Below are 26,086 nucleotides of genomic sequence, written 5' to 3' on the forward strand. Positions count from 1 at the left end.
CTGCGCTTATCGGGTCTGCGGCCCGGTAGGCCGGATAAAGCGAAAATGCCGCCATCCGGCAACATGTACCCTACAGTACAGGCAAACAGAGATATGAAAAAAACCTCCCTACTGGCAGCGTGCTTATTCACGCTCGCCGTGTCGATGGGAAGCGGGGCGGCGGTGGCGAAAACGCCGCCCGATCAGCTCATCATCGGCATGAATATGAATAACTTGCTCACCCTTGACCCGGCGGCGATGACCGGTAACGAAGTGGTGGGAATCGTGGTCAACCTCTACGACTCGCTGGTGGAGCTTGACCCTGAACAGCTCACCAACGTTAAGCCCGCGCTGGCGAAATCCTGGGATATCAGCCCCGACGGCAAAACCCTGACCTTTCATCTGCGCGACGACGTTAAGTTTCACTCCGGCAACCCGCTGACCGCCGCTGACGTGGTGTGGTCAATGCGGCGCATCCTGCACCTCAACCTGGCTCAGGCCTCGGTATGGAAATCCTATGGCTTCAGTAAGAAAAATATCGACAGCCAGGTCAGCGCGCCGGACCGCTTCACGGTGCAAATCGAGTTACCCAAAGATAACGATCCGCAGCTGGTGATTTACTCGCTGGCGGCGCTGGGCAACCTCGGGGTGCTGGACAGTAAAACGGTGCAAAGCCACCAGCAGGATAACGACTGGGGTAACCGCTGGCTGACCACCCATGAAGCCGGTTCCGGGCCGTTTACGCTGGAAACCTGGCAGGCAAAAGATGTGCTGCGCATGAAGCGCAATCCTGACTACTGGCGCGGCGAGGCGAAAATGAGCCGCGTGGTGCTGCGCCATTTCCAGGAGTCGCAAACCCTGCGTCTGATGATCGAAAAAGGCGACCTCGATATTGCCAACAATATGGCGGTTTCCGATATTAACGCCCTGCGCAGCGACCCGCAGCTGACCGTCGATGCGGTGCAGCGCGGCACCATGTACTACGTGGCGATGAGCATGAAAGAGGCGCACTTCGCCCAACCGAAAGTGCGCGAAGCGGTGCGCTATCTGATTGATTACCAGGGTATCAATAAAGCGCTGATGCCGGGCTACGGCGTGCTGCACCAGCGACCGATTAAGGCGGGCATGCCGTCTACGCTGCCTGACCCTGGCTATAAGCTGGACGTGGCGCGGGCGAAAAAGCTGCTGGCGGAAGCGGGTTATCCCAACGGCTTTGATACCACGCTGCGGGTCCTCTCCGATCAGCCATTTCTTAACATCGCTATCGCCGTGCAGTCGACGCTGATGCAGGCGGGGATTAACGCCAAAATCATCACCGGCACCGGTAACCAGATCTACGGCGCGATGCGCGAGCGTAAATTTGACCTGCTGGTGGGACGCGGCGGCAGCGGAATGGAGCCGCATCCGCACTCCAGCCTGCGCGCGCTGGTCTATAACCCGGATAACAGCGATGAGGCGCGTCTGACCAACTTTCAGGGCTGGCGTACCGGTTTTTACGACCCGCAGCTCAATACGATGATTGACCAGGCCCTGCTGGAACGCGATCCGCAAAAACAGGTGGCTGACTACCAGGCCATCCAGGCGCGCTACGACCAGCTGGTTCCGGCTTTAATTCCGCTTTCGCAGATGGTCGATTCCGTGGTGGTGCGCAACGAGGTACGAGAGTATCAGCCGCACCCCTCCGCCACCACTTTTCTGCGTGACGTCTATAAAGTCCGCGAAGGAGAGAAAGGATGAGTACCGCAATCCTTGCGCCCGGCTCACGCGGCCGGCGCTTATCCAAACGGCTGCTGCAGGTGGTGATTACGCTGTTGGGCCTGCTGCTGCTGACCTTTACCATTGGCCGCGTCATGCCTATCGACCCGGTGCTGGCGATCGTCGGTCCGGATGCTGACCAGAGTACCTATCAGCAGGTTTACCAGCAGCTGGGGTTTGATAAATCGCTGACCACCCAGTTTGGCATCTATTTCGTCAACCTGCTGCACGGCGATCTGGGCAATGCGCTGCTGACCGGGAAACCGGTGGTGGACGATATTATCCGCGTCTTCCCGGCCACCATGGAGCTGGCGACGATGGCGATTCTCGTCGGCGCGGGTCTCGGAATTCCGCTGGGCGTGCTGGCGGCGGCGCGGCGCAATAGCGTCTCCGATTATGTGGTACGCATTATCAGCCTGGCGGGCTACTCGACGCCGATTTTCTGGGTCGGAATGATGGGGCTGCTGGTGTTCTATGCCTGGCTCGGCTGGGTGGGCGGCGCCGGGCGGGTAGACCTCGGTCTGGACGGCATTGTGCCGCGCCGTACCGGCCTGATGACCGTTGATGCGCTGCTGGCAGGAAACGGACAGGTGTTCTGGAACGCCATTAATCATCTGATTCTTCCCGCCTCGCTGCTGGGTTTTCACTCGCTGGCTTATATCAGCCGTATGACCCGCAGCTTTATGCTGGCCCAGCTGTCGCAGGAGTTCATTATTACCGCGAGGGTGAAAGGGCTGACCGAGCGTCAGGTTATCTGGAACCATGCGTTTCGTAACATCCTCGTGCAGCTGCTGACGGTGGTGGCGCTGGCCTACGGCGCGCTGCTGGAAGGCGCGGTGCTGATTGAAACCGTCTTCTCATGGCCGGGTTTCGGCTCCTATCTTACCGGTAGCCTGCTGCTGGGCGATATGAATGCGGTGATGGGCTGCGTGCTGCTGGTGGGAGTGATCTTCGTGATGCTCAACCTGCTCTCCGACATGCTGTATCAATTCTTTGACCCGAGGACAAAATCATGACCGTTTCTCTGGATTCGCCGCTTTCGGGCGGTGCGGGCGAAGGCCGTCAGCGGCTGCAACGCGCGGCGGCGCGGGCCGTCGGGTTTATCGGCAAAATGGCGCGCAACCCGCTAACGGCCATCGGCGGAGGAATTATCTTTCTGCTGCTGGTGGTGGCGATTTTCGCGCCGCTGATTGCGCCTTATAACCCGCTGGTGCAGGACCTGAACAGCGCGCTGGTCGCGCCGAATGCGCAGCACTGGTTCGGCACCGATGAGTTTGGCCGGGATATCTTTAGTCGCCTGGTGTACGGCTCGCGCATCACGCTCTATATCGTGCTGCTGGTCTCGGTGACCGTCGGTCCGCTCGGGCTGCTGCTGGGCGTCAGCGCCGGCTATTTCGGCGGTAAAGTCGATATGGTGCTGATGCGCGTCACCGATATTTTCATCTCCTTCCCGAGTCTGGTTCTGGCGCTGGCGTTTGTCGCCGCCTTAGGGCCGGGGCTGGAGCATGTGGTTATCGCCATCACGCTTACCGCCTGGCCGCCGATAGCCCGTCTGGCGCGCGCCGAAACGCTCTCTCTGCGCCAGGCCGATTTTATCTCCGCCGTTCGTCTGCAGGGCGCTTCATCGTCCCGCGTCCTCTGGCGCCATATCGTGCCGCTGTGTCTGCCCTCGGTCATTATCCGTATCACCATGAATATGGCCGGGATCATTCTGACCGCGGCCGGTCTCGGCTTTCTCGGGCTCGGCGCGCAGCCGCCGGAGCCGGAGTGGGGAGCGATGATCTCCAGCGGGCGCACTTATATGATGGAGTGCTGGTGGGTCGTAACAATTCCGGGGCTGGCGATTCTGATCAACAGCTTAGCGTTCAACTTCTTAGGAGATGGCCTACGTGACATCCTCGATCCCCGCAGTGAATAATGCTCCGCTGCTCGACGTGCGCGATCTGTGCGTCGACTTTGTTAACGGCAGCGCGGTGACCCATGCCGTGCGCGGCGTCTCCTTCCAGCTGGGGCGCGAAAAGCTGGCGATTGTCGGCGAGTCCGGTTCGGGTAAGTCCACCGTTGGGCGCGCGCTGCTGCAGCTGCATCCGAAAAAGGCCCGCGTCAGCGCCAGCCGGATGCAGTTTGCCGACCTCGATCTGCAGCATCTTAGCGAAGCGCAAATGCGCGGCGTACGCGGCAAACGTATCTCTATGATTATGCAGGACCCGAAATATTCGCTTAATCCGGTGGTCTGCGTGGGTAAGCAAATCGCCGAGGCCTGGCTTACTCATCATCCCGGGCGCAAAGATGAGGCGAAAGCCAGGGCGCTGGAGATGCTGGAGGTGGTGCGTATTCGCCAGCCGGAGCGCGTTTATCAGCTTTATCCGCATGAAATATCCGGCGGACAGGGGCAGCGCATCATGATCGCCATGATGCTGATTACCGACCCGGAGCTGATCATTGCCGATGAGCCGACCTCCGCGCTGGATGTGTCGGTGCGCCTGCAGGTGCTGGGCCTGCTGGATGACCTGGTTCAGTCGCGCGGGCTGGGGCTGATTTTTATCAGCCACGATATCAACCTGGTGCGCAGCTTCTGCGACCGCGTACTGGTGATGTACGCCGGACGGGTAGTGGAGTCCATCGCTGCTAAAGATCTCGATAACGCCCGTCATCCCTATACTCAGGGATTGATTAACTCGCTGCCGGATATGCAGCATCGTCGCCCGATACTGCCGGTGCTGCAGCGTCAGGCCAGCTGGTTAACGGAATAAGGAGCGGATGATGATTGAAGTTCAACATCTCAACCTCGCGTTTGGCGAGGGGGAGAAGCGTAACCAGGTGCTGTATGACGTCAGTTTCCACGTTAAGCCCGGCGAGATCTACGGTCTGGTAGGCGAGTCCGGCTCCGGTAAAACGACGGTGCTCAAGTGCCTGGCGGGGCTGTTTACCCACTGGCAGGGGGAGCTGGCCATCGATGGTCAGCGCTTAGGGCATGAAATTAGCCGCAAGCGCTGCCGTCAGGTGCAAATGGTATTTCAGGACCCCTACGGATCGCTGCATCCTCGTCACACCATTGGCGATATCCTCGAAGAGCCGCTGCAGATCCATCGTATCAACGACCGCGACCGGCGGATCAATGCGCTGCTGGACAAAGTTGGCCTCAACCGTGCCTTTCGCGAGCGCTATCCGCATCAGCTCTCCGGCGGGCAGCGGCAGCGCGTGGCGATAGCCAGAGCGCTGATTCTTGAGCCTCAGGTACTGCTGCTGGATGAGCCGACGTCGGCGCTGGATGTGTCGGTGCAGGCGGAGATCCTCAATCTGCTGGCAGAATTGCAGCAGGAGGCTAAGCTCACTTACCTGATGGTTACCCACGATCTCGGGGTTATTGCCCATTTATGCCAGACCGTGGCGGTGATGCAGTACGGGAAGATCCTTGAAACCCTGACGGTCGATGCGCTGGTCAGCGGCGAGGCGCGGACGGCCTATACGCAGATGCTGGTCAACGCCAGTCGGCAATATACGCGCGAAATGGCGCGCGAGGTGGCGACATACTAAGCTTTATGGCGCATTGTCACGTGGGAAATGCGCCCATTTTATAGATAAAACTTTGAAACGATATGTAGTTATAGTTATAAATATCGTCTATTAATGTAAATGTGGTATTTAGATCTAAAATGAAAGTATCTGTTGTGTGAATGCATCTTTTACGAATTATAACTTGTATTTATTATTTTTTTTGAAATAAATAGCCAATTTCAATTTGAAGTACAAAATATTCCGTTCTGTAAATTCATTTAAACCTTGCTAATAACAAGGAAAAACTGCGTATTACGCCTCCAGATCTGCTGAGTAATAGAGTAAACTCGCCTGCGAATAATCTTAAGATGTCATCAACGTCATGGCGGATTACCCTATTTATAGTAGGGTACCCCCTGCCGCTCATCCACGTGATTACTATTCTCAGAGAACAGGATGGAAAAAATATATACGATTAATGGAAGAATTGCCTTTTTTCCTCAGCGTAGCGCTCTAATACTTATTGCTGACGAGACGAAAACGGTTTCCTTAAATATGCCGGCCAGCCGCTGTTTATTACTGCTTATTCAGCATGATGGCAATACTGTTGCCCGCGAAACCTTTTTTGAGGAAGTGTGGATAAAGCATGGCGCCCAGGTAACCAGCAACGGTTTTTACCAGAATATTTCCCTGTTACGTCGGGCATTTAAGGAGCTGGGGGTAGACGAGGATATTATTATTACGGTGCCGAGGGTAGGCGTCAGGCTGGATGCAACATTAACGGTTACGGAATCTCAGCCGCGCGATGTAGAGAAGGCACCGACGGCGGAGGAGCCACAAGCGCCCGTTGACGAGCCTGTTCATAAGGAGGTCGCAGCTGCGAGTTTGCCCGAAAAAAAGCGGTTAAGGCCGCGACGCTCTCTTTTGTGGGGGCTTGCGGCGCTGCTGAGTTGTCTGGTTTGTGGATTTGTTGCGTGGCAAACAGAATTCGAATCTTATTTGCAAAGTTATTCGCCCATAATTGCTAAATTTTCGCAACAATGTCACTTCTTTGCCAATAATGACGTAGTTGACCATGTTCGTCATGTCAATTTTATCAAGCGCAGTAAATTTGAATGCGAAGAATATCCATGGATTTATTTGACGCTTTATCCCGGGCAAGCGCGGGTGTCGGTGATTCGCTGCCGTCAGCCATTTAGTCAATGGCGTGATAATCAATGCCTCACCAAATATTACATTAAGGAGGTAGTCAATGCGCCGGCGTGAAATTAAATGGTTAATCGCTATCGTATTTATCGGAGTATTAAGCGGTATGACGATAAAATCCTGGCAATACTGGCAGCGCAATCATTTCCAGTGCAGCGGTGAGATGCGGCTATTAAACTCAGGTTATCAGGGCGATATTTCATTACGCTTCGTATTTGATAGCACCCGTGGGCTGGTGATTGTCCGGGGAGAGATTACGCCGCCGCAGGGTGAATCGTTTACCATCAACCAGAACATCTGGTTTAGCTTTACCCGCGACGGCCAGCACTACTTCCTGCGATCGGAAACCGTCTCTGCCAGCATCGGCGAAACCGAGCAGGAGAAGCATATTAACAACATCCTGCCCAAGTTTTTCCTGCAGCCGCAGGTGCCGTTTTACCTTAATATTCAGCGGCTCAATCAACGAACCCGGCTGCTGTATACCAGCCGGGCGCCGTCTTTGCTTTGCGAAACCTGATCAACGTAGCAGCGGACAGTCGGGAGGAAGCCGGCAGCGTAGCGCGGCCGGTAAAAGCTCCATGCGGAAGGTTTTACCGGTCAGCGGTTCGCCGTCGAGGTTAAACGTCATCTCATGAGGGGCGGTTATCTCAAACCACGATGAGACGCCGTCGATGATATTCGGCGAGGTTTGCGGATTTGCCAGGGTGCTGAACAGCGCAGGGATCAGCTCTTCGCCGGTGAAAATGCGCAGATGCAGCAGGCCGTCGTTGATTAATGCTTCCGGGCACAGCTGCTGGCCGCCGCCGGCCTGACGCCCGTTGCCGATGCCGATGACCAGCGCATCGCCATGCCAGTGAAAGTTCTCGCCGCGGATTTCGCAGCGGTCCGGCTTGAGCGTATCCATGCGCATCAGGCCGTGGATCAAATACGAGACGCCGCCGAGCGCGGCCTTGAGTTTCTCCGGGGTTTCGGTCGTAATGCGGGTGCCGAAACCGCCGGTGGCCATATTAATAAAACCGGTCTTATCGTTAACTCGCGCAATATCTATCGCCACTTCGCGGCCAACGATGGCCAGCTTCAGCGCGCTGGCCAGATCCTGCGGGATGCCGACGCTGGTGGCGAAGTCGTTCGCCGTGCCCAGCGGCAAAATCCCCAGCGCCATTTTACCGTCGCGCTCGACCAGCGCCGTCGCCACCTCATTGATGGTGCCATCACCGCCGCCGGCAATCACCGTTTCGACATTCAGCTGCAGAGCTTCATCGACAAAGCGAACGGCATCGCCTTTTTCCCAGGTGACGCGGACGTGAATATCGATTCCTTCGTCGCGTAACAGTTTAACCGCCTCGCGTAGCTGCGGTTCATTGGCGCCTTTGCCATTCAGAATCAGTAAGCTGGCTGGAAACGTGGACATTATCAGGGGACCTTTATTGCTCAGTAATGCATAAAGTGTACCGCATGAAGAAAGCGAAGGCGGGGGGAGAGATAAAAAATAAGCCCGCGTAAGGGAGATTACGCAGGCTAAGGAGGTGGTTCCTGGTACAGCTAGCATTTATGGGTTATGTTTTTCAGCGAAATAGATGATATCTGCTTTGAACGAAACGGTATGTGATCCGTTTCTAATATCTTTACATCGTGAAAAAATAACCCAAATTAACTAGTTACTGTGCGGGTTTCGGGTTGTCTGACCAGTAAAGTTGCGCATCAGCAGAGCATATTGCAGCACCATATCTTCCGGGACAGGTAACCATACTGTGTGCCCGTCGCCCGGCGCTACCGACACTCGCTCGCCTTTGCCGTTTTCCATATGTTCGAGAGTAAAGTTGACGTTGCCCTGCGGGGTCATCAGCTCAAGGCTGTCGCCGACGGAAAATTTATTTTTCACCGCCACCGCCGCTAGCTGGCCGTTGCGCTCGCCGGTAAATTCGCCGACGAACTGCTGGCGTTCGGAAACAGAGTAGCCGTGCTCATAGTTCTGGTAGTCATCGTGCGTATGGCGACGCAGAAAACCTTCGGTATAGCCGCGATGCGCGAGGTTTTCCAGGGTATCCAGCAGGGAAGTATCGAACGGTTTGCCTGCGGCGGCGTCGTCAATGGCCTTGCGGTAGACCTGAGCGGTACGGGCACAATAGTAATGTGATTTCGTGCGGCCTTCGATTTTCAGCGAATGAACGCCCATCTGGGTCAGCCGCTCGACGTGAGCGATAGCGCGCAGATCTTTCGAGTTCATGATATAGGTGCCGTGTTCGTCTTCAAACGCGGTCATGTATTCGCCCGGACGTTTGGCCTCTTCAATCATAAACACCTGGTCAGTCGGCGCGCCGATGCCCAGCGTCGGCTCGACGTTCTGCACCGGGATCGGTTCGTGCTTATGCACGATATTACCGACGTCGTCTTCTTTACCTTCCTGCACGTTGTACTCCCAGCGGCAGGCATTGGTGCAGGTGCCCTGGTTCGGATCGCGTTTGTTGATATAGCCCGAGAGCAGGCAGCGGCCAGAGTAGGCCATGCACAGCGCGCCGTGAACGAAGATTTCAATTTCCATCTCCGGCACCTGGCTGCGAATTTCGGCGATTTCATCCAGCGACAGCTCGCGGGAGAGAATGACGCGGGTCAGCCCCATTTGCTGCCAGAACTTGACTGTCGCCCAGTTCACGGCGTTGGCCTGCACCGACAGATGAATATCCATGTCGGGAAAATGTTCGCGCACCAGCATAATTAAGCCCGGATCGGACATGATCAGCGCATCCGGCCCCATTTCCACCACCGGCTTCAGATCGCGAATAAACGTTTTCAGCTTGGCGTTATGCGGGGCAATGTTAACCACCACATAGAATTTTTTACCCAACGCGTGGGCTTCGTTAATGCCGAGCTGCAGATTTTCGTGATTGAATTCGTTGTTACGCACGCGCAGGGAGTAGCGGGGTTGGCCCGCATAAACGGCATCTGCGCCATAGGCGAAAGCGTAACGCATATTTTTCAGCGTTCCCGCCGGGGAAAGGAGTTCCGGTTTAAACATGATTTTCTCGTTCTGATGACAGGTCAGATTCGCCGCACCCGGTGCGGCGAGTTGGGGAGTGCCCCCACATTAAGGGCGGGCATTGTAGCGCTGTGGGGCAGGGGAGTAAACCACCTTACACCATGGAGTTGACCTGCCCCGGCAGCTCGGAATCCGGGATACGTGAGGTGTACCAGGCAAAGCGCCAGCGTTTCCAGAAAGAATCGAAATGGAGAGCATCCAGATCCATGAATAATTCATGTTCAGGGTACAAGGTGATGAAAAAATGCGTCCAGCGCGCGCTCTGTTTCATATTATAAAGCGCTTTATCCCGTTTGTTACCGTACAGCTGCGACAGCGCCACCATGGCCTCCGGCGAACCTTTATTTGCCGCTTCCTGCACCTGTTGCAAATGTGAGTGCGCCAGCGCTAAATCTTTTACGCCGGCGATATTAAGCAGAAAGAGTTCCCAGGCCCGCTTATCGCCATAGCGGGAGGCCAGATAGAGATTATCGAGAAGGTTTTTTTCGTAAGCGGCGCGCTTTTCCGCCGGCGGAGCCTGGTTGATCAGACGTTCGCTGCAGTTGGCCATGCGGAAATGGATCTCCTGCAGATCCTGTTCATAGCCGTCATCGCCGCCGTTGGCGATCAAGCGATATTTATTATCTGCGTCGCGCTGCGCGACGTGCTGGCGTAAAATCTCGGCCGCTTGCTGGCAGTAACCGAAGGCGATGGCGGGATCGTACGGCAACAAGCCTCCGTTATCTCTGGCATGAGATTCCACCCCGAGCTGATTAAGCGCGCTGGGGATGTTTCTCCGGGCGCCAAGGTGGGCCAGAGGCAGGAGATATTCGGGGTAACCGAGCCAGCGAAAATCTTTTATCGCCGCCCGCCAGTTATGGTCGTATTCAATGTCGGCGACGCTATCGAGCCAGACGGCGCCCTGCGCTTTATCTTTTTCAAAGCCAAATAACCCCGCGTACTGGAAGTAGCCGCGATAGATTTTCGGCACGCCGTATTCGGTTTGTTGCGCATTCTGGCAGATGAAATTGTAAATCTACTCGCTGTCCGGGAAATCGCGCAGCGCAAACTTTAACGCCCACGCGGTGTAGTAATTGTTGAGCTTCACTTTTTCCATGACCGAACGCTGCAGGGTGAGCCAGAGCGCGTCTTTATCGTCTAAATCGCTATAGCAGAGCAGCAGCTACTCCAGCGCATGGTGGCGAGACTGCGCCATGTGCGCCCGCCGGGCAATCTCTTCGGCTTTGGCGATAATATGCTCCCGCTCGGTCGGTGAATCCACTTCATTGATACGCAGATCGCGATGGTCATCCCACCAGATTAAAAGTTCCAGATGCTCCCGCTCGGCGGCGGTAAGATGATCGCATACCGTTGAAGCCAGAAATTCGCGGATCTCCTGATGCGATCCTCCCCAGCGCGGCATACGAAACGGAATATACTCATCCAGCGCGTAAAATGCCGTCGGGAAAATCGCCAGACAAACGGCGAGCCAGTAGCGTTGCCCGGCGTCGCCATCGCACGCAGGCAGTACCTGCGGACGAGGCAGATCCGGGCATACCGCGTCGGCAAACGACAGGCCGGAATGGGCCATCAGCGCCTCCACTTCCTGCGGTGAGCGGCGGTGATACTCAACCAGTTCCTGCATCAGCGGTCGTCCTGCAACCTCAGCGCCGGCAAGGAACTCAGCCAGCCAGTCGGGCTGGCCGAAGACCTTAGAGTTAGTGCTGGTCAGGGACGCCGCCATCCACTGGCGTGGTTCGAGGTCGATGGCGTAGAGAGCGGCAATGACCATCCGCTCATTGCAGGCGCTGGCGCAGATCCACATGGCGCGGGTGGTATCCTGCGCCCAGCCGTAGCTGCGATAGAGCCACGCGCGGTGGTTCCAGTACTGGGCCTCAGCAAGCCAGGCATAGCTGGAGCGCGGGCGGGCGCGCTGCCAGTTTTTGATCGGCGCTAACCCAGCAGGCCCGGCCTCGACCAGCGCATCCATATCGTAAAAATGGTTGCACATCTGCGTCCAGGCGAGGAAGTAACGTTTTTCCGCCTCGCGGCTGGTCAGGCTTTCCGCCAGCGCCCGGCTATAGCGCGCCTCGAGCTCGTTATAACATCCTTCGCGCAACAGGCCGGGAAGATCCGCGATAGACCACTCGCGCTGTCCGTCATTGAGGGGATTTTTACGGTTGCACATCTCAAACATGGCGGTGAGCAGTGGGTCATCCTTTTCCATAAACACTCCTTTTAAACCGGGTCGAAAATTTTGAAGTCATTCCACGGCAGCGTTTTCCAGCGGCTGAAGGAGGCTTTCAGATAACAGGCCACCTCCTGCACATCGCGTCCGGCAACCGCCGTTGGCGTATCCATTAACGCCAGCCGTACCCGGCGGGCGCGGACGTAGGCGGTGGCGTAATCTTCCCACGAAGCAAAACAATCCTGCGCCCGCTGGGCGTTTAACAGGAGAACCAGCCAGGCCTGATTTTCGTCGCACCAGCCGAGCCCGGCGATACAGCGCGTCAGAAAGGCGGTGCGCATGCAGTCGAACGCCAGCGCGTCGCGAACCCGGCCCTGGGCCGCCAGGTGGTGGTAAAACGTGCGCGGCGAGTTGCCCATGCCCGCCGGCCAGCAGCGCAGGATCTCGGCGATCTGCTGGCGTAACGCCGCGCCGTCGAGGTGCTGATGCAAGCCCAGTTCTTTTTTTACCTGCTGCGTCAGGTGGCGGCGCTGGTCATCATCAAGTTTCAACGCCAGCTGTACGCCTTTTGTCGGCAGGCCATTGCGGTGCGAGAGGAGATCGGCTAACGCCAGCGCCCACTGGCGTCTTCGGCTATCGCGGCGCAGATCGTTAAGACGGTCCTTTTCTTTTTCCTCGGCGATGCGGGCGGCAACCAGCTGTTTATTCTTTTTTTTGGCGCGTAAGCGCAGGTAATAAGCGGTGGTAAACAAGGCTATCAGCAGCATCAAGGACTCTCTCCGGTGTGGGGTCGGTAGCGCGTGGTTTGTAGCGTCAGGCTCTCAATTTCAAAAGGCTGGCTGCAGGTGTTTTTCCCGGCAAGCGTAGGGTGCCATTCATGCTGTGGGAACAGCATTTCCGCCGCGGTCGCCACGTTGGGATCGATCGTCCGAAGATAGCGCAATGCCTCCGGAGCGCTGTGCAGAAGCAGCCACTGTAGCGCCACCGGTGGGTGAGGGAAGTGCGTCATTAAATGAAAATTGTTATGCAGAACGTTGAGTAAAAAATCAAAATCAACCACATCGGTGATAAATTTCCAGCCAGCAAATTGCGGCGTCGCTTCATAGACGATCCCCATACCTTCACAATCGGCGTGGCGCTCGGGACGTGGTTGCAGATAATGTAATAAAGCCAAAACGTCGGCGGCATATTTTTTAACAGGATGCTGGTTCTGCTTACCTTTAATTTGATCGATACTCATGCTGTCATTATTTATCCTCAGGCTCAGGGTGACGTGGGGAATATTATTTTCGTCGCGCAGGCTCAGAAGGCGAAATGCGCCTTGTTCAATTTGCCGGGCGTAGTACTCGCCGTAGCCGCCGGAGAGTGACCCTTTATCCTCGAACTGGCCGACGCAGTGCTGCATATGCCAGGATTCATAGGCCATTTCACTACGCAAGGCCGGGCTGGCGGCATCGAAGGCGACCCACTGCCCAGCAGTGACCTTCATCAGCGGCTTAATGGCGTCGTCGCTGGAGGGGTACCAGCCTCGTTCGCGCAGGCGCTGCATTTTCTGGTGCTCGGCCTCGCGCATGTCCAGGACGGTGAAACAGTTAATGCGCTGAAGTTTGCTTTCCAGCCGCGTGCCTTCCAGCCGCAACAGGAACTCCAGTAACTCCCTTTCCGTCGCCAGCAGCTGCGGATGCTGTGGATTAAGATAGTAAAAGGCGCCGCCGCCGCCCAGCCCGGATATCAACCACGCGGGGATCGCCTTCTCCGCGCCAAAGTAAACCGCATAATCGGCGGCGGAGCGTACGGGGTAAACGTGGGGAAAATTACCGATAGCCCAGCGAAAAAAATGGTTGCTTAGCCAGCGTTGAATACTACTACCGTCGTCACGCTGTTCGCTGCGAGAAATAATGGCCGATTTTACATCAGGGGCGTTAATTATATTTCGTGGACTATATTTTCTATGAATATTACTCATGGCATTCCTTGCGCAGTTGAATATATAGAGAATATCCGCCTGCAATATATCATGCCGGTGACGTATTTCTTATTTTTGCCGGTATTCTCAGATTATGACCCGAAGGGCGCAGTTTTTTTCCAGAAGCGCCGCAGAGGGGCTTATTTGGGGGAGCGGATAACAGAAAATGCCAGCCCCGGCGCTGAGCCGGGGCTGGGCGGTTACGCCAGGCGGCAGGCGTCGGCTTCCCAGCGATATCCAACGCCGTAAACGGCGCGGATAAACGACTGCTCGGCGTCCAGCGATTCCAGCTTGCGGCGCAGGTTTTTGATATGGCTGTCAATAGTGCGATCGGTGACCACGCGGTAATCGTCGTACAGATGATTGAGCAGCTGTTCACGGGAGAAGACTTTACCCGGCTCCTGAGAGAGGGTCTTCAGCAGCCGGAACTCGGCGGGCGTGAGGTCCAGCAGCTTGTTGCGCCAGGAAGCCTGGAAGCGGCCCTCGTCGACAATCAGCGGGCTTTCGGCATCCAGCGCCTGCAGATCGCGCTGCGGCTTGCAGCGGCGAAGAATGGTCTTCACGCGGGCCACCACTTCACGCGGGCTATAGGGCTTACAGATATAGTCATCGGCGCCGATTTCTAACCCCAGCAGGCGGTCGATCTCCTCGATTTTGGCGGTTACCATCACCACCGGAACCTCAGAGAAACGGCGGATTTCCCGGCACAGAGTGAGTCCGTCGGTACCGGGCAGCATCAGATCCAGCAGGATCAGATGCGGCGGCGTCTGGCGAACGTACGGTAGAACCCGATCGCCGTGATTGATCAGCGTCGGCGCATAACCCGCCGCCTGAAGATAATCGATCAGCAATTGGCCCAGTTTGGGCTCATCTTCCACGATAAGAATGCGCGGCGTGTTTTCATCAACAGGTAATTCAGTCATACGTCTCTCGATAAATTACGTTCCAGAGGTAACTCTACTTTAATGCTAACCCCGCCCAAAGGCGAATGGTCGGCACGTAAAGTGCCGCCGTGGGCAGCCACGATGTTAAGGCAAATTGCCAGCCCCAGACCAGAGCCGCCGCTGGCACGATTACGCGACCCTTCGGTACGATAAAAGCGCTCAACCAGCCGCTCCAGCTGTTCGTCGGTGACGCCGGGCGCGCTATCGGCAAAGTCGAGAATCAGCATCTGGCCGCTCTGGCTGGCGCTAATCTGCAGGCCGCCGCCGCTATCGGTATAGCGCAGGCTGTTTTCCAGCAGGTTGTTGAACAGCTGCATCAGGCGATCCCGGTCGCCGAAAATCGCCGCGCTTTCCGGCAGCGAAACGCCAATCGACAGTCCACGGCTGGCGAAGCGCTCGCGAAACGCGCCGGCGGCGACCTCCAGCAGATTAATAATATCCACCGAGCTTTTCTGGTAGGTGAGGGCGCCTTCATCGGACATGGAAAGCTGGTGCAAATCCTCGACCAGTTTGGTGAGGGTGGCGACCTCCGCCTGTAGGGAGGCGATGGAATCCGGGGTAAATTTCCTGATGCCATCCTGAATCGCCTCCAGCTCGCCGCGCAGCACCGCCAGCGGCGTGCGCAGTTCATGAGAAATATCGGCCATCAGGTCGCGGCGCATTTGCTGATTGCGTTCAAGGGTACTGGCTAGCTGGTTGAAATCTTTCGCCAGGCGCCCCAGTTCATCGCTGCTGGTGGCGGTGACCCGGGTGGAGAAATCGCCGGCCGCCAGACGATGAGTCCCCTCAACCAGCCGTTTAACCGGGGCGAGCAGACCGCGCGCCAGCGGGAAGGTGGCCAGCGCCGCCAGCAGCGTAGCGAGGGCGACAATCAGCCAGCTGGTGCGTTTCTGCTGACGGTCGAAGTTGATATCGGTATTGCGTGTCAGGCGCTCAACCGGCGAGGCAATGACCGCGCCAACCTCGACGCCGTTAACCATAATGCTGCGCCGGGTGCCGTCTGTCGGGACGCGCTCGCGCGGGCCCACCAGTACGCGCCCTTTCTGATCGACCACCCAGAACATCGTGCGCCAGCCGTGCGGAGGCATATCAGGACCGGGACCGCGATCGCCACGATCGCCGCGCGGGCCCTCAAGGGGGCGGTCCGGCGCGGCATCCGGCGGCATCTCTCCGGGGTCGGGGCCCGGATGCGGTTCGTCCATCGGACCCATGCCGCGACCCGGCGGCGAGCGATCGTCATTGTCGCGCTCAAAGGTTTTCAGCAGCTGGAAAATAAAGCGGTCGTTGTTGCGCAGGAACTTCCAGCTGCCGTGCTGGGCATACTGTTCGCTCAGGGCATCGCCGAGCATGGTCAGGCGCTGTTCGTTGCCGCGCTTGATATAGTCGATAAAGCCGCGTTCAAAACTGATACGCACCGCCCAGTGCATGCTGATTAGCAGCACGATGCAGGTGGCAAGAATCGCGATAAACAGCTTGCCGGTAATGCCGGGACGCCAGAACTTCAAGACTCACTCCTTTTACGGCGACGAATCACGGTATTCATCGTGGTGTCGTCCGGTACGCGGGAAAAAATGAGTGCCGGCAGCGCAATAACCACCGCCATGCTTAAGTAGGTATAAAGAAACACCTGATGAGCGGTCGCCGCATCGACGCCGATATGCTGCTGGCCGTAGAGACCGAGTAGCATCCCGGCGATAGTGACGCCGATACTCATCGACAGCTGCATGACCATCGATAGCATGCTGTTGCCGCTGCTGGCCAGATCGTCGGGCAGGTCCTTCAGGGTCAGGGTATTCATTGAGGAGAAGCGGCTGGAGTTAATCATTCCCTGCAGAAACAGGACCACCGGCAGCAGCCAGTACCAGCCCGCGAGCGCGACGGCCATAAATAGCAGGCTGACCAGCGCGAGGCCGATCGTTGAAGTCACCAGCACCCGGCGATAGCCGAAGCGGTTGACCACCTGAACCACAATACGCTTCATTCCCATGCTGCCAAGCACCATCGGGATCATCATCAGCCCGGCGTGGAACGGCGAAAAGCCGAGGCCAATCTGTAAAAACACCGGGGTCATGAACGGCAGCATGCCGCTGCCGATGCGCCCGGCGAAGCTGCCGCCAAGGCCGAGAGAAAAGGTGCGGTTGTTAAACAGCTTCAGGCTGAACAGCGCGTTGCGGTTGCCGCGCGCGTGCCACAGATAGCACAGAATTGACGCCGCGCCGATGGCCACCAGCGCCGTCAGCCACAGGGGGGAGATTCCGAGCCCCTTTTTGCCGTCGAGCGCCAGGGTGAGCGTCGCCATGCCGGCGGCCAGCAAAATAAAGCCGAGGATATCAAAGCGCCGGGTTTGCAGAGTGTAGTTGGGCATCAGCCACAGCGTGGCGATGGCGCCGACGATGCCAACCGGAATATTGATCAGAAAGATCCAGTGCCAGGAGGCGTACTCCACCAGCATCCCGCCGAGCGCCGGGCCGAGCAGCGGCCCCACCTGGCCGGGCAGGGTGACGAAGGTCATCGCCGCCATATATTGGCTGCGCGGGACAATTTTCATTACCGTCAGGCGGCCTACGGGAACCATCATTGCGCCGCCGACGCCCTGCAGCACCCGGGCCAGAATCAGCTGATCGAGCGTGGCGGCCTGCGCGCAGAACAGGGAGCCGGCGGTGAACAGCACGATGGCGCTAAAAAAGATATTTCTTACTCCGACACGATCCGCCAGCCAGCCGCTGGCGGGCAGCATCACCGCCACCGTCAGCACGTAGGAGACGATAACCATATGCATATGCAGCGGGCTCTCCCCAAGACTTTGCGCCATTGAGGGGAGGGCGGTGTTAACGATGGTGGTATCCAGCGCTTGCATAAAAAAGCCAAAGGCCACTATCCACAGCTGCCAGCGTACGCTGGAAGGAAGATCTGTCATGTTATTCGCTTACCGGTTGATGGACTTTTCGCGAAAAACGCAGCCGCAGACGGTCGAAGAACAGATAGACCACCGGCGTGGTATACAGGGTCAACAGCTGACTCATTACCAGACCGCCGACAATGGTGATCCCCAAGGGCTGGCGCAGCTCGGCGCCATCGCCGCCAGAGATAACCAGCGGCAGCGCGCCGAACAGCGCTGCCAGGGTGGTCATCATTATCGGCCGGAAGCGCAGCAGACAGGCCTGGAAGATTGCCTCTTCCGGCGGCAGGTTGCCGTTGCGCTGCGCTTCCAGGGCAAAGTCGACCATCATGATGGCGTTTTTCTTCACAATGCCAATTAATAGCATAATCCCGATAAGCGCGATTAGGCTGAACGGGGCATCGAAAAGCTCCAGCGCCAGCAGCGCGCCGACGCCCGCGGACGGAATAGTCGACAGAATGGTTAGCGGATGAACGTAGCTCTCATAGAGGATCCCCAGCACGATATAGACCGTGGCGATAGCCGCCAGAATCAGGATCACCTGCGAGTTCATGGTCTCCTGGAACACCTGCGCGGTCCCGGCGAACGACCCGCGCACGCTGGACGGCACGCCAAGCTGGGTCATCGCCCGGTTAATGGCGTCGCTGGCTTCTGACAGCGATTTGCCGGTAGGCAGGTTAAACGACACGGTCGATGCCGCCGACAGCCCCTGATGGTTCACCGACAGCGGGGCGTTGGCCGGCTGCCATTTGGCGAAATAGGATAGCGGGATCGCCTTGTCTTCGCTGTTGATCACAAACATTTTATCGAGGGCGCTGACGTCCTGGGTGTAGACCGGGTCGACCTGCATCACCACTTTATACTGGTTCAGCGGCTGGTAGATGGTTGAGATCTGCCGCTGACCGAAGGCGTTATTTAGCAGATTATTGGCGTCCTGCACGCTGATGCCGAGTCGCGACATGGTATCGCGGTCGTAGATCAGGTCCATCTCGGCGCCGTTATTCTGGCTGTCGGAGTTGACATCCGCCAGCTCCGGCAGCGCCGCCAGCGTTTTGCGGATTTTGGGTTCCCACTCCCGCAGCGCCGCAAGGTCGTCCGACAGCAGCGTGTACTGGTAGCTGGCGTTGGCCTGACGGCCGCCGACGCGGATATCCTGTACCGCCATCAGGAACAGGTTGGCCCCCGGCTCTTTGGCCAGCTTCTTCCGCAGCCGATCGATAATCTGCTGCGCCGTTTCATGGCGCTCATCGCGCGACTTCAGGGTGATAAACATCATCCCGCTGTTGACCCGCGAGCCGCCGGTAAAACCGGTGACGTTGTCCACCGCCGGATCTTCACGAATGATCTTCATAAAGTCCTCCAGCTTGCCGCGCATCGCCTGGAACGAGATGCTCTGATCGGCCTGGATCCCGCCCATCAGCACCCCGGTGTCCTGCTCCGGGAAGAAGGTTTTAGGAATCGAAATATAGAGCCAGACGCTCAGCGCGATGGTGCCAAGCAGCACCAGGCCGGTTAAGCGGCTATGCTTCAGTACCCACTTCAGCGACTTACCGTATCCGCCCTGAATCGCCACCAGCAGGCGGCCAACACCGCGCTTGCGCGTCGGCTCGTGCGGCTTGCCGCTTTTCAGCAGCCAGCCGCACATCATCGGCGTCAGGGTCAGGGAGACCGCCAGCGAGATGCCGATCGCCACCGACAGAGTAACGGCGAATTCGCGCAGCAGCCTTCCCGGCAGGCCGCCCATCAGCAGCAGCGGCAGGAATACCGCCACCAGCGACAGGCTCATCGACAGAACGGTAAATCCGACTTCCCGGCTCCCCTGCAGCGCCGCCTGCAGCGGCTTCATGCCCGCTTCGAGATGGCGGGAAATGTTTTCCAGCACCACGATGGCGTCATCAACCACGAAGCCGGTAGCGATGGTCAGCGCCATCAGCGACAGGTTGTTAAGGCTGAAGCCGCACAGGTACATGGCGGCGAAGGTGCCGATCAGCGAAACCGGAACCGCCACCGCCGGGATCAGCGTCGCGCGCCCCGAGCGGAGGAAGAGGAAGACCACGAGGATCACCAGCGCCACCGAGATCACCAGCGTTTGCTCAACTTCCTCCAGCGAGGCGCGGATGGTCGGCGAACGGTCCTGGGCGATTTGCAGATCGACAGAGGCCGGGATGGTGCGCTGTAGCTCCGGCAGACGGGCGCGAATGCTGTCCACCGTCTCAATGATATTGGCCTCCGGCAGCTTACGGATCATCAGCAAAATCGCCGGTTTGGCGTTAGTCATCCCGGCGTTGCGCACGTCCTGCACCGAATCGGTGACGTTGGCGACGTCGCCGAGGCGCACCGCCGCGCCGTTGTTGTAGTGCACGATCAGCGGCTGGTATTCGGCCGCGGTTTTCAGCTCGTCGTTGGTCGCCACCTGCCAGCGGTGGGTGGCATCTTCCAGCGCCCCCTGCGGTTTACGCACGTTGGCGTTGCTGATGGCGGTGCGCACCGCGTCGAGCGACACGCCCTGGTTAAACAGCGCCTGCGGGTTGAGGTCGACGCGCACCGCGGGCAGCGAACTGCCGCCGACGTCGACGTCGCCGACGCCGTCAATCTGGGCAATGGTCTGCGCCAGTTGGGTTGAGGCGAAGTCGTACAGCTCACCCTGGGACCAGGTATCCGAGGTGAGGGTGAGGATCATGATCGGCGCGTCTGACGGGTTGGCTTTGCGATAGGTCGGACGGCTCGGCATACCGCTCGGCAGCAGGCTTTGCGCAGCGTTAATCGCCGCCTGCACGTCGCGGGCCGCGCCGTTGATATCGCGGTCAAAGTTGAACTCAAGAATGATGCGCGTACTGCCGAGCGAGCTGGAGGAGGTCATCTCATTGACCCCGGCAATCCGCCCCAAAGAGCGCTCCAGCGGCGTCGCCACCGAAGAGGCCATAGTCTCCGGCGACGCGCCGGGAAGCGAGGCGCTGACCATGATAACCGGGAAGTCCACCTGCGGCAGCGGCGCTACCGGCAGCAGGCGAAAACCGAGGATGCCGCAGAGAGTAATGGCGAGCGAAATCAGAATCGTCGCCACCGGACGGTAAATGAAGAGCGCGAAAAACTTCACCTACGCCTCCTCTTCACGCCGCGGGAATCGGCTCTTCATATACAGCGACAGTCGGTCGAACAGCAGATAGATCACCGGGGTAGTGAACAGGGTCAGCACCTGGCTGAGCATCAGACCGCCGACCATGCCAATCCCCAGCGGACGGCGCAGCTCCGCGCCGACGCCGGTGCTGAGCATCAGCGGCAGCGCGCCGAGCAGGGCGGCGAGGGTGGTCATCAGGATGGGACGAAAGCGCAGCAGACAGGCCTGGTAGATAGCCTCGTGCGGCGGCATGCCCTGTTCGCGTTCGGCGGCCAGCGCGAAGTCGATCATCATGATGGCGTTTTTCTTGACGATGCCGATCAGCAAAATGATGCCGATAATCGCGATAACGTCCAGTTCGCTCCCCGCCAGCCACAGCGCCAGCAGCGCGCCCACGCCCGCCGTCGGCAGGGTGGAGAGAATCGTTATCGGGTGAATAAAGCTTTCATACAGTACTCCGAGGACGATATACATCGCCACTACCGCAGCGACCACCAGCCAGACGGTGCTGCCCAGCGCCGACTGGAAAGCCAGAGAGCTGCCCTGGAACTGGGTGCGGATATCGCTCGGGAATTCCAGCGCCTGTTCGGCGCCAAGGATGGCATCGACCGCATCGCCCAGCGAATAGTTATCCGGCACGTTAAACGAGATGGTGGTGACCGGGAACTGATCGAGATGGTTTATGGATAGCGGGGCAAAACGCTCCTCGACGCTGGCGATGGATTTCAGCGGCACAATCCCGCCGTCGCTGCTGGTCAGGCGAATATTATCCAGCGCCGCCAGCCCCGGCGTGGCCTGGGTATCATGCTCCAGCACCACGCGGTACTGATTCGCCTGGGTATAGATGGTGGAGATTAAACGCTGGCCGAAGGCGTTATACAGCGCATTATCGACGTCCGCCATGCTGATGCCGAGGCGGCTGGCGCTATCGCGGTCAACGTTGATATACGCCGCCAGGCCCTTGTCCTGCCAGTCGCTGCTGACGTCGGAGAGCTGCGGCAGCGCCTGCAGCCGGGTCAGCAGCTGTGGCACCCAGTTGCTGAGCGCATCCAGCGAGTTCGCCTGTAGGGTGAACTGGTACTGAGTGCGGCTGACGGTGGTGTCAATGGTCAGATCCTGCGTGGGCTGAAGGTAAAGCTCAATGCCGGGAATCCCGCTCACCGCGTTCTGCAGGCGGCCGATCACCGTCTGCACGCGATCGTCGCGCTCGTCCAGCGGCTTAAGGTTGATTTGCAGGCGGGCGCTGTTGAGCGCCGGGTTAGTGCCGTCAACCCCGACGTAGGAGGTCAGGCTTTCCACCGCCGGATCTTTGAGTATCGCCGCCGACACCTGCTGCTGGCGCTCGGCCATGTTGGCGAACGACGCCGACTGCGGCGCCTGCAGCGTACCCTGAATGATGCCGTTGTCCTGAATCGGGAAAAAGCCCTTCGGAATAAACACCCATAGCATAATCGACAGAACCAGGGTACCGAGGGCCACGCTCAGTGTCAGCCAGGGATGATTCAATACCCGGCTCAGCCAGCGGCCATAGACGGCGATCACCCGCTCAAAGAAACGCTCGCTGGCGCGCGAGAAGCGGTTCTGCTTGCGCAGCGACTCGTGGCTCAGCATGCGGGCGCACATCATCGGCGTCAGGGTCAGCGACACCACCGCGGAGATCAGGATCGCCACCGCCAGGGTAATGGCGAACTCGCGGAACAGGCGGCCAACGATATCGCCCATAAACAGCAGCGGGATCAGCACCGCAATCAGCGAGAAGGTCAACGAGATAATGGTAAAGCCAATCTCTCCGGCCCCTTTCAGGGCGGCGGCCAGCGGCTTTTCGCCTTTCTCGATATAGCGCGAGATGTTTTCGATCACCACGATGGCGTCATCGACCACAAAGCCGGTGGCGATGGTCAGGGCCATCAGCGTCAGGTTGTTAATCGAGAAATCGAGAAACACCATTACCACAAAGGTGCCGACCAGCGATAGCGGCACGGCGATGCCGGGAATAATCGTCGCCGGGACGTTGCGCAGAAAGACGTAAATAATCATCACCACCAGGGCGATAGCCAGCATCAGCTCGAACTGGGTGTCGCTAACCGACGCCCGGATGTTGGTAGTGCGGTCGGAAAGCACCTGTACTTTGACTGATTTCGGCAGGCTTTCGGTCAGCTGCGGCAGCATCTGGCGGATGCTGTCGGCGGTAGAGATAATATTGGCCCCCGGCTGGCGCTGGACGTTCATGACGATCGCCCGCTGATTGTTCGCCCATGCTCCGAGCCAGCTGTTTTCCGCGCCCTGTTCCACGGTGGCGACGTCGCCGAGGCGAATCGGCGCGCCGTTCTGCCAGGCGATAATCAGGCGGCGATAATCTTCTGCCGACTGCATCTGATCGTTGGCGGAGAGGGTCACCGCCCGCGCCGGGCCGTCAAGGCTCCCTTTCGCCGAGTTGACGTTGGCGCTGGTTATCGCGGTGCGCACCGTTTCGCTGGTCAGCCCGAGCGCGGCGATGGCCTGGGCGTTGAGCTTGACGCGTACCGCCGGGCGCTGGCCGCCCGCGAGGGTGACCAGCCCGACGCCGGAAACCTGGGAGATCTTCTGCGCCACGCGGGTCTCGACCATATCCTCGACCTGGGTCATCGGCACGGCGGAAGAGGTGACCGCGAGGGTCATAATCGGCGGATCGGCGGGGTTAACTTTGCTGTAGACCGGCGGGTTAGGCAGGTCAGAAGGCAGCAGGTTGGTGGCAGCGTTGATGGCCGCCTGTACTTCCTGTTCCGCGACGTCCAGCGGCAGCGTGAGCTGGAACTGGAGCGTGACCACCGACGCGCCGCCGGAGCTCTGGGAGGACATCTGCTTGAGGCCGGACATCTGGCCAAACTGGCGCTCCAGCGGGGCCGTCACGGATGAAGTCATCACGTCCGGGCTGGCGCCGGGATAGAGGGTTACCACCTGAATCGTCGGGTAGTCCACTTCCGGCAGCGCCGAAACCGGTAAGAATCGATAGCCGATAATCCCGGCCAGCATGATGGCCACCATTAACAGCGTCGTGGCGACCGGGCGCATGATAAACAGACGGGAAGGGCCGCCCGTACTGCTCGGCGGTAACACTTGCATCAGGAGCGCGCTCCTTTTTTACCGTATTCGCGGCTGGTGGCTTTTTCCGGCTCGGCGGCGGTTGCCGCATCGTGGGCTTCGACGACCTCAACTTTTGCGCCTTCCGTCAGACGGTCGATACCGTCGGTTACGACGCGATCGCCAGCGGAAAGACCGGCGTTGATCACCACTTTAAGACTGTCCTGAATACCCGGCGTGACGGTGTGCTTGCTGACCTTGTTCTCGTCGTTCAGTACCCAGACGAAATGACCTTCGTTACCCATTTGCAGCGCGGCGGTTGGAATCACTACCGCGTTTTGCTCGGTATCGACCAGCATACGGGCGTTGACGAATTGATTGGGGAACAGGGCGTCATCAAGGTTTGTAAAGCGCGCTTTCAGCTTGATGGTGCCGGTGGTGGCGTCAATCTGGTTATCGAGGCTCAGCAGCGAGCCTTCGCTGATTTTCTGTTTATTGGTGCGGTCCCAGGCTTCGACCGCCAGCTTTTTCCCCGCCTTTTGCGCCTGTACGACGGTGGCGATTTGGTTTTCCGGCAGCGTAAAGACCACATCAATAGGGTGGTTTTGCGTCAGCACCACAATGCCGGTGGTGTCGCCGCTGGAGATCTGGTTGCCGATATCCACCTGTTTTAAGCCGACCCGGCCGTCAATCGGCGCGGTGATGCGGCTCCAGTTCAGCTGCAGCTGGGCGCTGGCGACAGCAGCTTCGTCCGCCTTAATGGTGCCCTGGGTTTCGCTGACCAGCGACTGCTGGGTATCCAGCTCCTGGCGCGACACCAGATTGGTTTTCACCAGCTGCTGGTAGCGCGCCAGATCGCGGCGGGCGTTGGCGAGGGTCGCCCGATCTTTGGCCAGTTGCCCCTCGGCCTGGGCGAGGGCGACTTTAAACTGGCTGGGATCGATTTCCGCGAGCAGATCGCCCGCTTTGACCTGCTGGCCTTCGTTAAAGTGGATCGCCAGAAGCTGGCCGTCGACGCGGCTGCGCACGGTGACGGTATTCGCCGCCGTCACGGTGCCGAGGCCGGAAAGGTAGCGCGGCACCGCTTCGCTGGTCGCGGTTGCCGCCTGTACCGGCGCGAGGGCGGCGCCAAAACGACCGGGCCGTCCGCCTCCGGGGCTCTGCTGACGCGCGCCTGTCGCCGTCGGCGCGCCGCTATTTGCCGCTTCGCGACCCTGCCAGAACCAGTACGCGGCGCCCGCGACGATCGCTACCACCAGCACGGCTGCCCAACGGCTTTTATTGCTACCTTTCATTAATTTGCTATCTCATCCTGAAACGTTTCACGGAATGATACTAGTTTAGTCAGCGAACGCCGCTTAAAAATGGAGGAATTATGAAAAGACTGTCCAGAAACGTCTGGAAAAAACGCTTTTCCTTGAGCCGGTTACGATGAATAGTTAGGCGAAAAATTCGCTTAACGATTTTGCTTAGCCGGGCGAGGAACCCGGTGAATTATCGCCGGTCATTCGCTGTTTCTTAAGGGTCACAGCGGAATGCGTCGCAGCCAGGCTGATATACAGCGTGAATAAGCGGCCCCGGGGCGTGATTCAGCCTGATTGGCAGGCGCATCTGTTTAATAATCAAATTCACTCAAGATTTTGCTTTAAGCAATGCGACCACTATCAGAGGGTTCTTTATGCATTTTACCCAAGCTATCGCCCGTCTACCGGCCGCCACCTGCGGCGCAGGACAAACTACCGCCCAACTGGGCGCGCCGGATATCGCCGCCACCACGCGCCAGTTTCTCGCCTATATAGAGACCCTTCTGCAGCTCGGCCTGAAGGTCACCGTGCTTCCTGCCGCGGCGGAATATCCCGATGCGCACTTTGTTGAAGATACCGCGGTGGTCATGCCGGAACTGGCGGTGATTACTCATCCGGGCGCGCCGAGCCGCCAGGGCGAAGTCGATACTATTGCGCCGGTGCTGGCGGGGTTTCGTCCACTGGTGCAGATGAGCGAAAGCGGACATATGGACGGCGGCGACGTGCTGCTGGTGGGCAAACGATTTTTTATCGGCCTGACGGCGCGTACCGATGAGCAGGGGATCCGCGAATTTGCCGCCGCCGTTGAGCCGCACGGCTACACGGTGACGGCGATTGACGTGAGCGCCGGTCTGCATCTGAAATCGATTGTCAACTATGTGGGCCGCAATACGCTGCTGCTGACGGAAGGCTACGTTAACCATCCGGCGTTTAGCGGCTTCAATCGTATCGTGATCCCGGAGGAAGAGGCCTACGCCGGAAATACGCTGTGGATCAACGATACTTTAATTACGCCGCAGGGCTACCCCTGTACCCTGGGCGAAATCAGCAAGCTGGGAATGCCTGTCATGCAACTCGACACCAGCGAATTTAAGAAAATGGATGGCGGCCTGACCTGCCTCTCACTGCGTTTTTAATTTATGCGCCGACACCG

Annotated in this window: 18 protein-coding genes and 1 pseudogene; 8 read left to right on the forward strand and 11 right to left on the reverse strand. The window is 58.4% G+C overall.

The features are described from left to right. Positions 1–93 precede the first annotated feature (93 nt). The 7 genes from KO1_RS00520 (at position 94) to KO1_RS00550 (ending at position 6,955) form a co-directional block, all read left to right on the forward strand. The gene (locus KO1_RS00520) at positions 94–1,716 is read left to right on the forward strand and encodes an ABC transporter substrate-binding protein (RefSeq protein ID WP_004103779.1); all 1,623 of its coding nucleotides are present in this window, start codon (positions 94–96) and stop codon (positions 1,714–1,716) included. Beyond that, positions 1,713–2,750 carry an ABC transporter permease gene (locus KO1_RS00525; RefSeq protein WP_016809235.1) on the forward strand — a complete coding sequence of 346 codons (1,038 nt, stop codon included), beginning with the start codon at positions 1,713–1,715 and terminating at the stop codon, positions 2,748–2,750. The genes KO1_RS00520 and KO1_RS00525 overlap by 4 nt, the downstream gene beginning before the upstream one ends. Beyond that, positions 2,747–3,652 (forward strand): ABC transporter permease, encoded by a 906-nt coding sequence (locus tag KO1_RS00530; RefSeq protein WP_004103766.1) that lies wholly within the window; start codon positions 2,747–2,749, stop codon positions 3,650–3,652. Before KO1_RS00525 ends, KO1_RS00530 begins: the two co-directional genes overlap by 4 nt. Then, positions 3,624–4,487: an ABC transporter ATP-binding protein gene (locus tag KO1_RS00535; protein WP_004103764.1), complete on the forward strand. Its 864-nt coding sequence runs from the start codon at positions 3,624–3,626 to the stop codon at positions 4,485–4,487. Before KO1_RS00530 ends, KO1_RS00535 begins: the two co-directional genes overlap by 29 nt. A 10-nt stretch (positions 4,488–4,497) precedes the next feature. After that, positions 4,498–5,271 (forward strand): ABC transporter ATP-binding protein, encoded by a 774-nt coding sequence (locus KO1_RS00540; protein WP_024274473.1) that lies wholly within the window; start codon positions 4,498–4,500, stop codon positions 5,269–5,271. Positions 5,272–5,688: 417 nt separating this feature from the next. Next, positions 5,689–6,498, forward strand: a complete 810-nt coding sequence (locus KO1_RS00545) for a winged helix-turn-helix domain-containing protein (RefSeq protein ID WP_004103760.1) — start codon at positions 5,689–5,691, stop codon at positions 6,496–6,498. Beyond that, positions 6,485–6,955: a YqeJ family protein gene (locus KO1_RS00550; RefSeq protein WP_004103758.1), complete on the forward strand. Its 471-nt coding sequence runs from the start codon at positions 6,485–6,487 to the stop codon at positions 6,953–6,955. Before KO1_RS00545 ends, KO1_RS00550 begins: the two co-directional genes overlap by 14 nt. Here the strand turns inward: KO1_RS00550 and yegS are convergent, their stop codons facing one another. The 11 genes and pseudogenes from yegS to KO1_RS00605 form a co-directional block, all read right to left on the reverse strand. Then, entirely contained in the window at positions 6,956–7,849 is an 894-nt protein-coding gene (yegS, locus tag KO1_RS00555; RefSeq protein ID WP_004103756.1) for a lipid kinase YegS, read from the reverse strand. A 243-nt stretch (positions 7,850–8,092) separates the two neighbouring features. Next, the gene (gene trhP / locus KO1_RS00560) at positions 8,093–9,454 is read right to left on the reverse strand and encodes a prephenate-dependent tRNA uridine(34) hydroxylase TrhP (protein WP_004114016.1); all 1,362 of its coding nucleotides are present in this window, start codon (positions 9,452–9,454) and stop codon (positions 8,093–8,095) included. A gap of 115 nt (positions 9,455–9,569) precedes the next feature. Further along, positions 9,570–11,681: pseudogene (locus tag KO1_RS00565) on the reverse strand (DUF4034 domain-containing protein). Positions 11,682–11,692: 11 nt separating this feature from the next. Continuing rightward, positions 11,693–12,409 carry a DUF1266 domain-containing protein gene (locus KO1_RS00570; protein WP_004103748.1) on the reverse strand — a complete coding sequence of 239 codons (717 nt, stop codon included), beginning with the start codon at positions 12,407–12,409 and terminating at the stop codon, positions 11,693–11,695. Then, on the reverse strand, positions 12,409–13,608 hold the full coding sequence (locus KO1_RS00575) for a PcfJ domain-containing protein (RefSeq protein ID WP_023329863.1): 1,200 nt from the start codon (positions 13,606–13,608) through the stop codon (positions 12,409–12,411). Before KO1_RS00575 ends, KO1_RS00570 begins: the two co-directional genes overlap by 1 nt. Before the next feature lie 200 nt (positions 13,609–13,808). Continuing rightward, positions 13,809–14,531 carry an envelope stress response regulator BaeR gene (gene baeR / locus KO1_RS00580; protein ID WP_004103744.1) on the reverse strand — a complete coding sequence of 241 codons (723 nt, stop codon included), beginning with the start codon at positions 14,529–14,531 and terminating at the stop codon, positions 13,809–13,811. Next, complete coding sequence (gene baeS / locus KO1_RS00585) at positions 14,528–16,057, reverse strand: envelope stress sensor histidine kinase BaeS (protein ID WP_004114009.1); 1,530 nt, start codon at positions 16,055–16,057, stop codon at positions 14,528–14,530. Before baeS ends, baeR begins: the two co-directional genes overlap by 4 nt. Then, entirely contained in the window at positions 16,054–17,469 is a 1,416-nt protein-coding gene (locus KO1_RS00590; RefSeq protein ID WP_004114008.1) for an MFS transporter, read from the reverse strand. Before KO1_RS00590 ends, baeS begins: the two co-directional genes overlap by 4 nt. Before the next feature lies 1 nt (position 17,470). Then, on the reverse strand, positions 17,471–20,548 hold the full coding sequence (gene mdtC / locus KO1_RS00595) for a multidrug efflux RND transporter permease subunit MdtC (RefSeq protein ID WP_023329862.1): 3,078 nt from the start codon (positions 20,546–20,548) through the stop codon (positions 17,471–17,473). Next, positions 20,549–23,671, reverse strand: a complete 3,123-nt coding sequence (locus KO1_RS00600) for an MdtB/MuxB family multidrug efflux RND transporter permease subunit (protein WP_024274470.1) — start codon at positions 23,669–23,671, stop codon at positions 20,549–20,551. Next, positions 23,671–24,924: an MdtA/MuxA family multidrug efflux RND transporter periplasmic adaptor subunit gene (locus KO1_RS00605; protein ID WP_024274469.1), complete on the reverse strand. Its 1,254-nt coding sequence runs from the start codon at positions 24,922–24,924 to the stop codon at positions 23,671–23,673. Before KO1_RS00605 ends, KO1_RS00600 begins: the two co-directional genes overlap by 1 nt. Before the next feature lie 383 nt (positions 24,925–25,307). On the opposite strand from KO1_RS00605, the gene KO1_RS00610 reads away from it, so the two are divergent. Beyond that, positions 25,308–26,069, forward strand: a complete 762-nt coding sequence (locus tag KO1_RS00610; RefSeq protein WP_024274468.1) for a dimethylarginine dimethylaminohydrolase family protein — start codon at positions 25,308–25,310, stop codon at positions 26,067–26,069. Positions 26,070–26,086 lie beyond the last annotated feature (17 nt).

Source organism: Klebsiella oxytoca NBRC 105695, from assembly GCF_001598695.1.
Lineage (GTDB): Bacteria > Pseudomonadota > Gammaproteobacteria > Enterobacterales > Enterobacteriaceae > Klebsiella > Klebsiella oxytoca.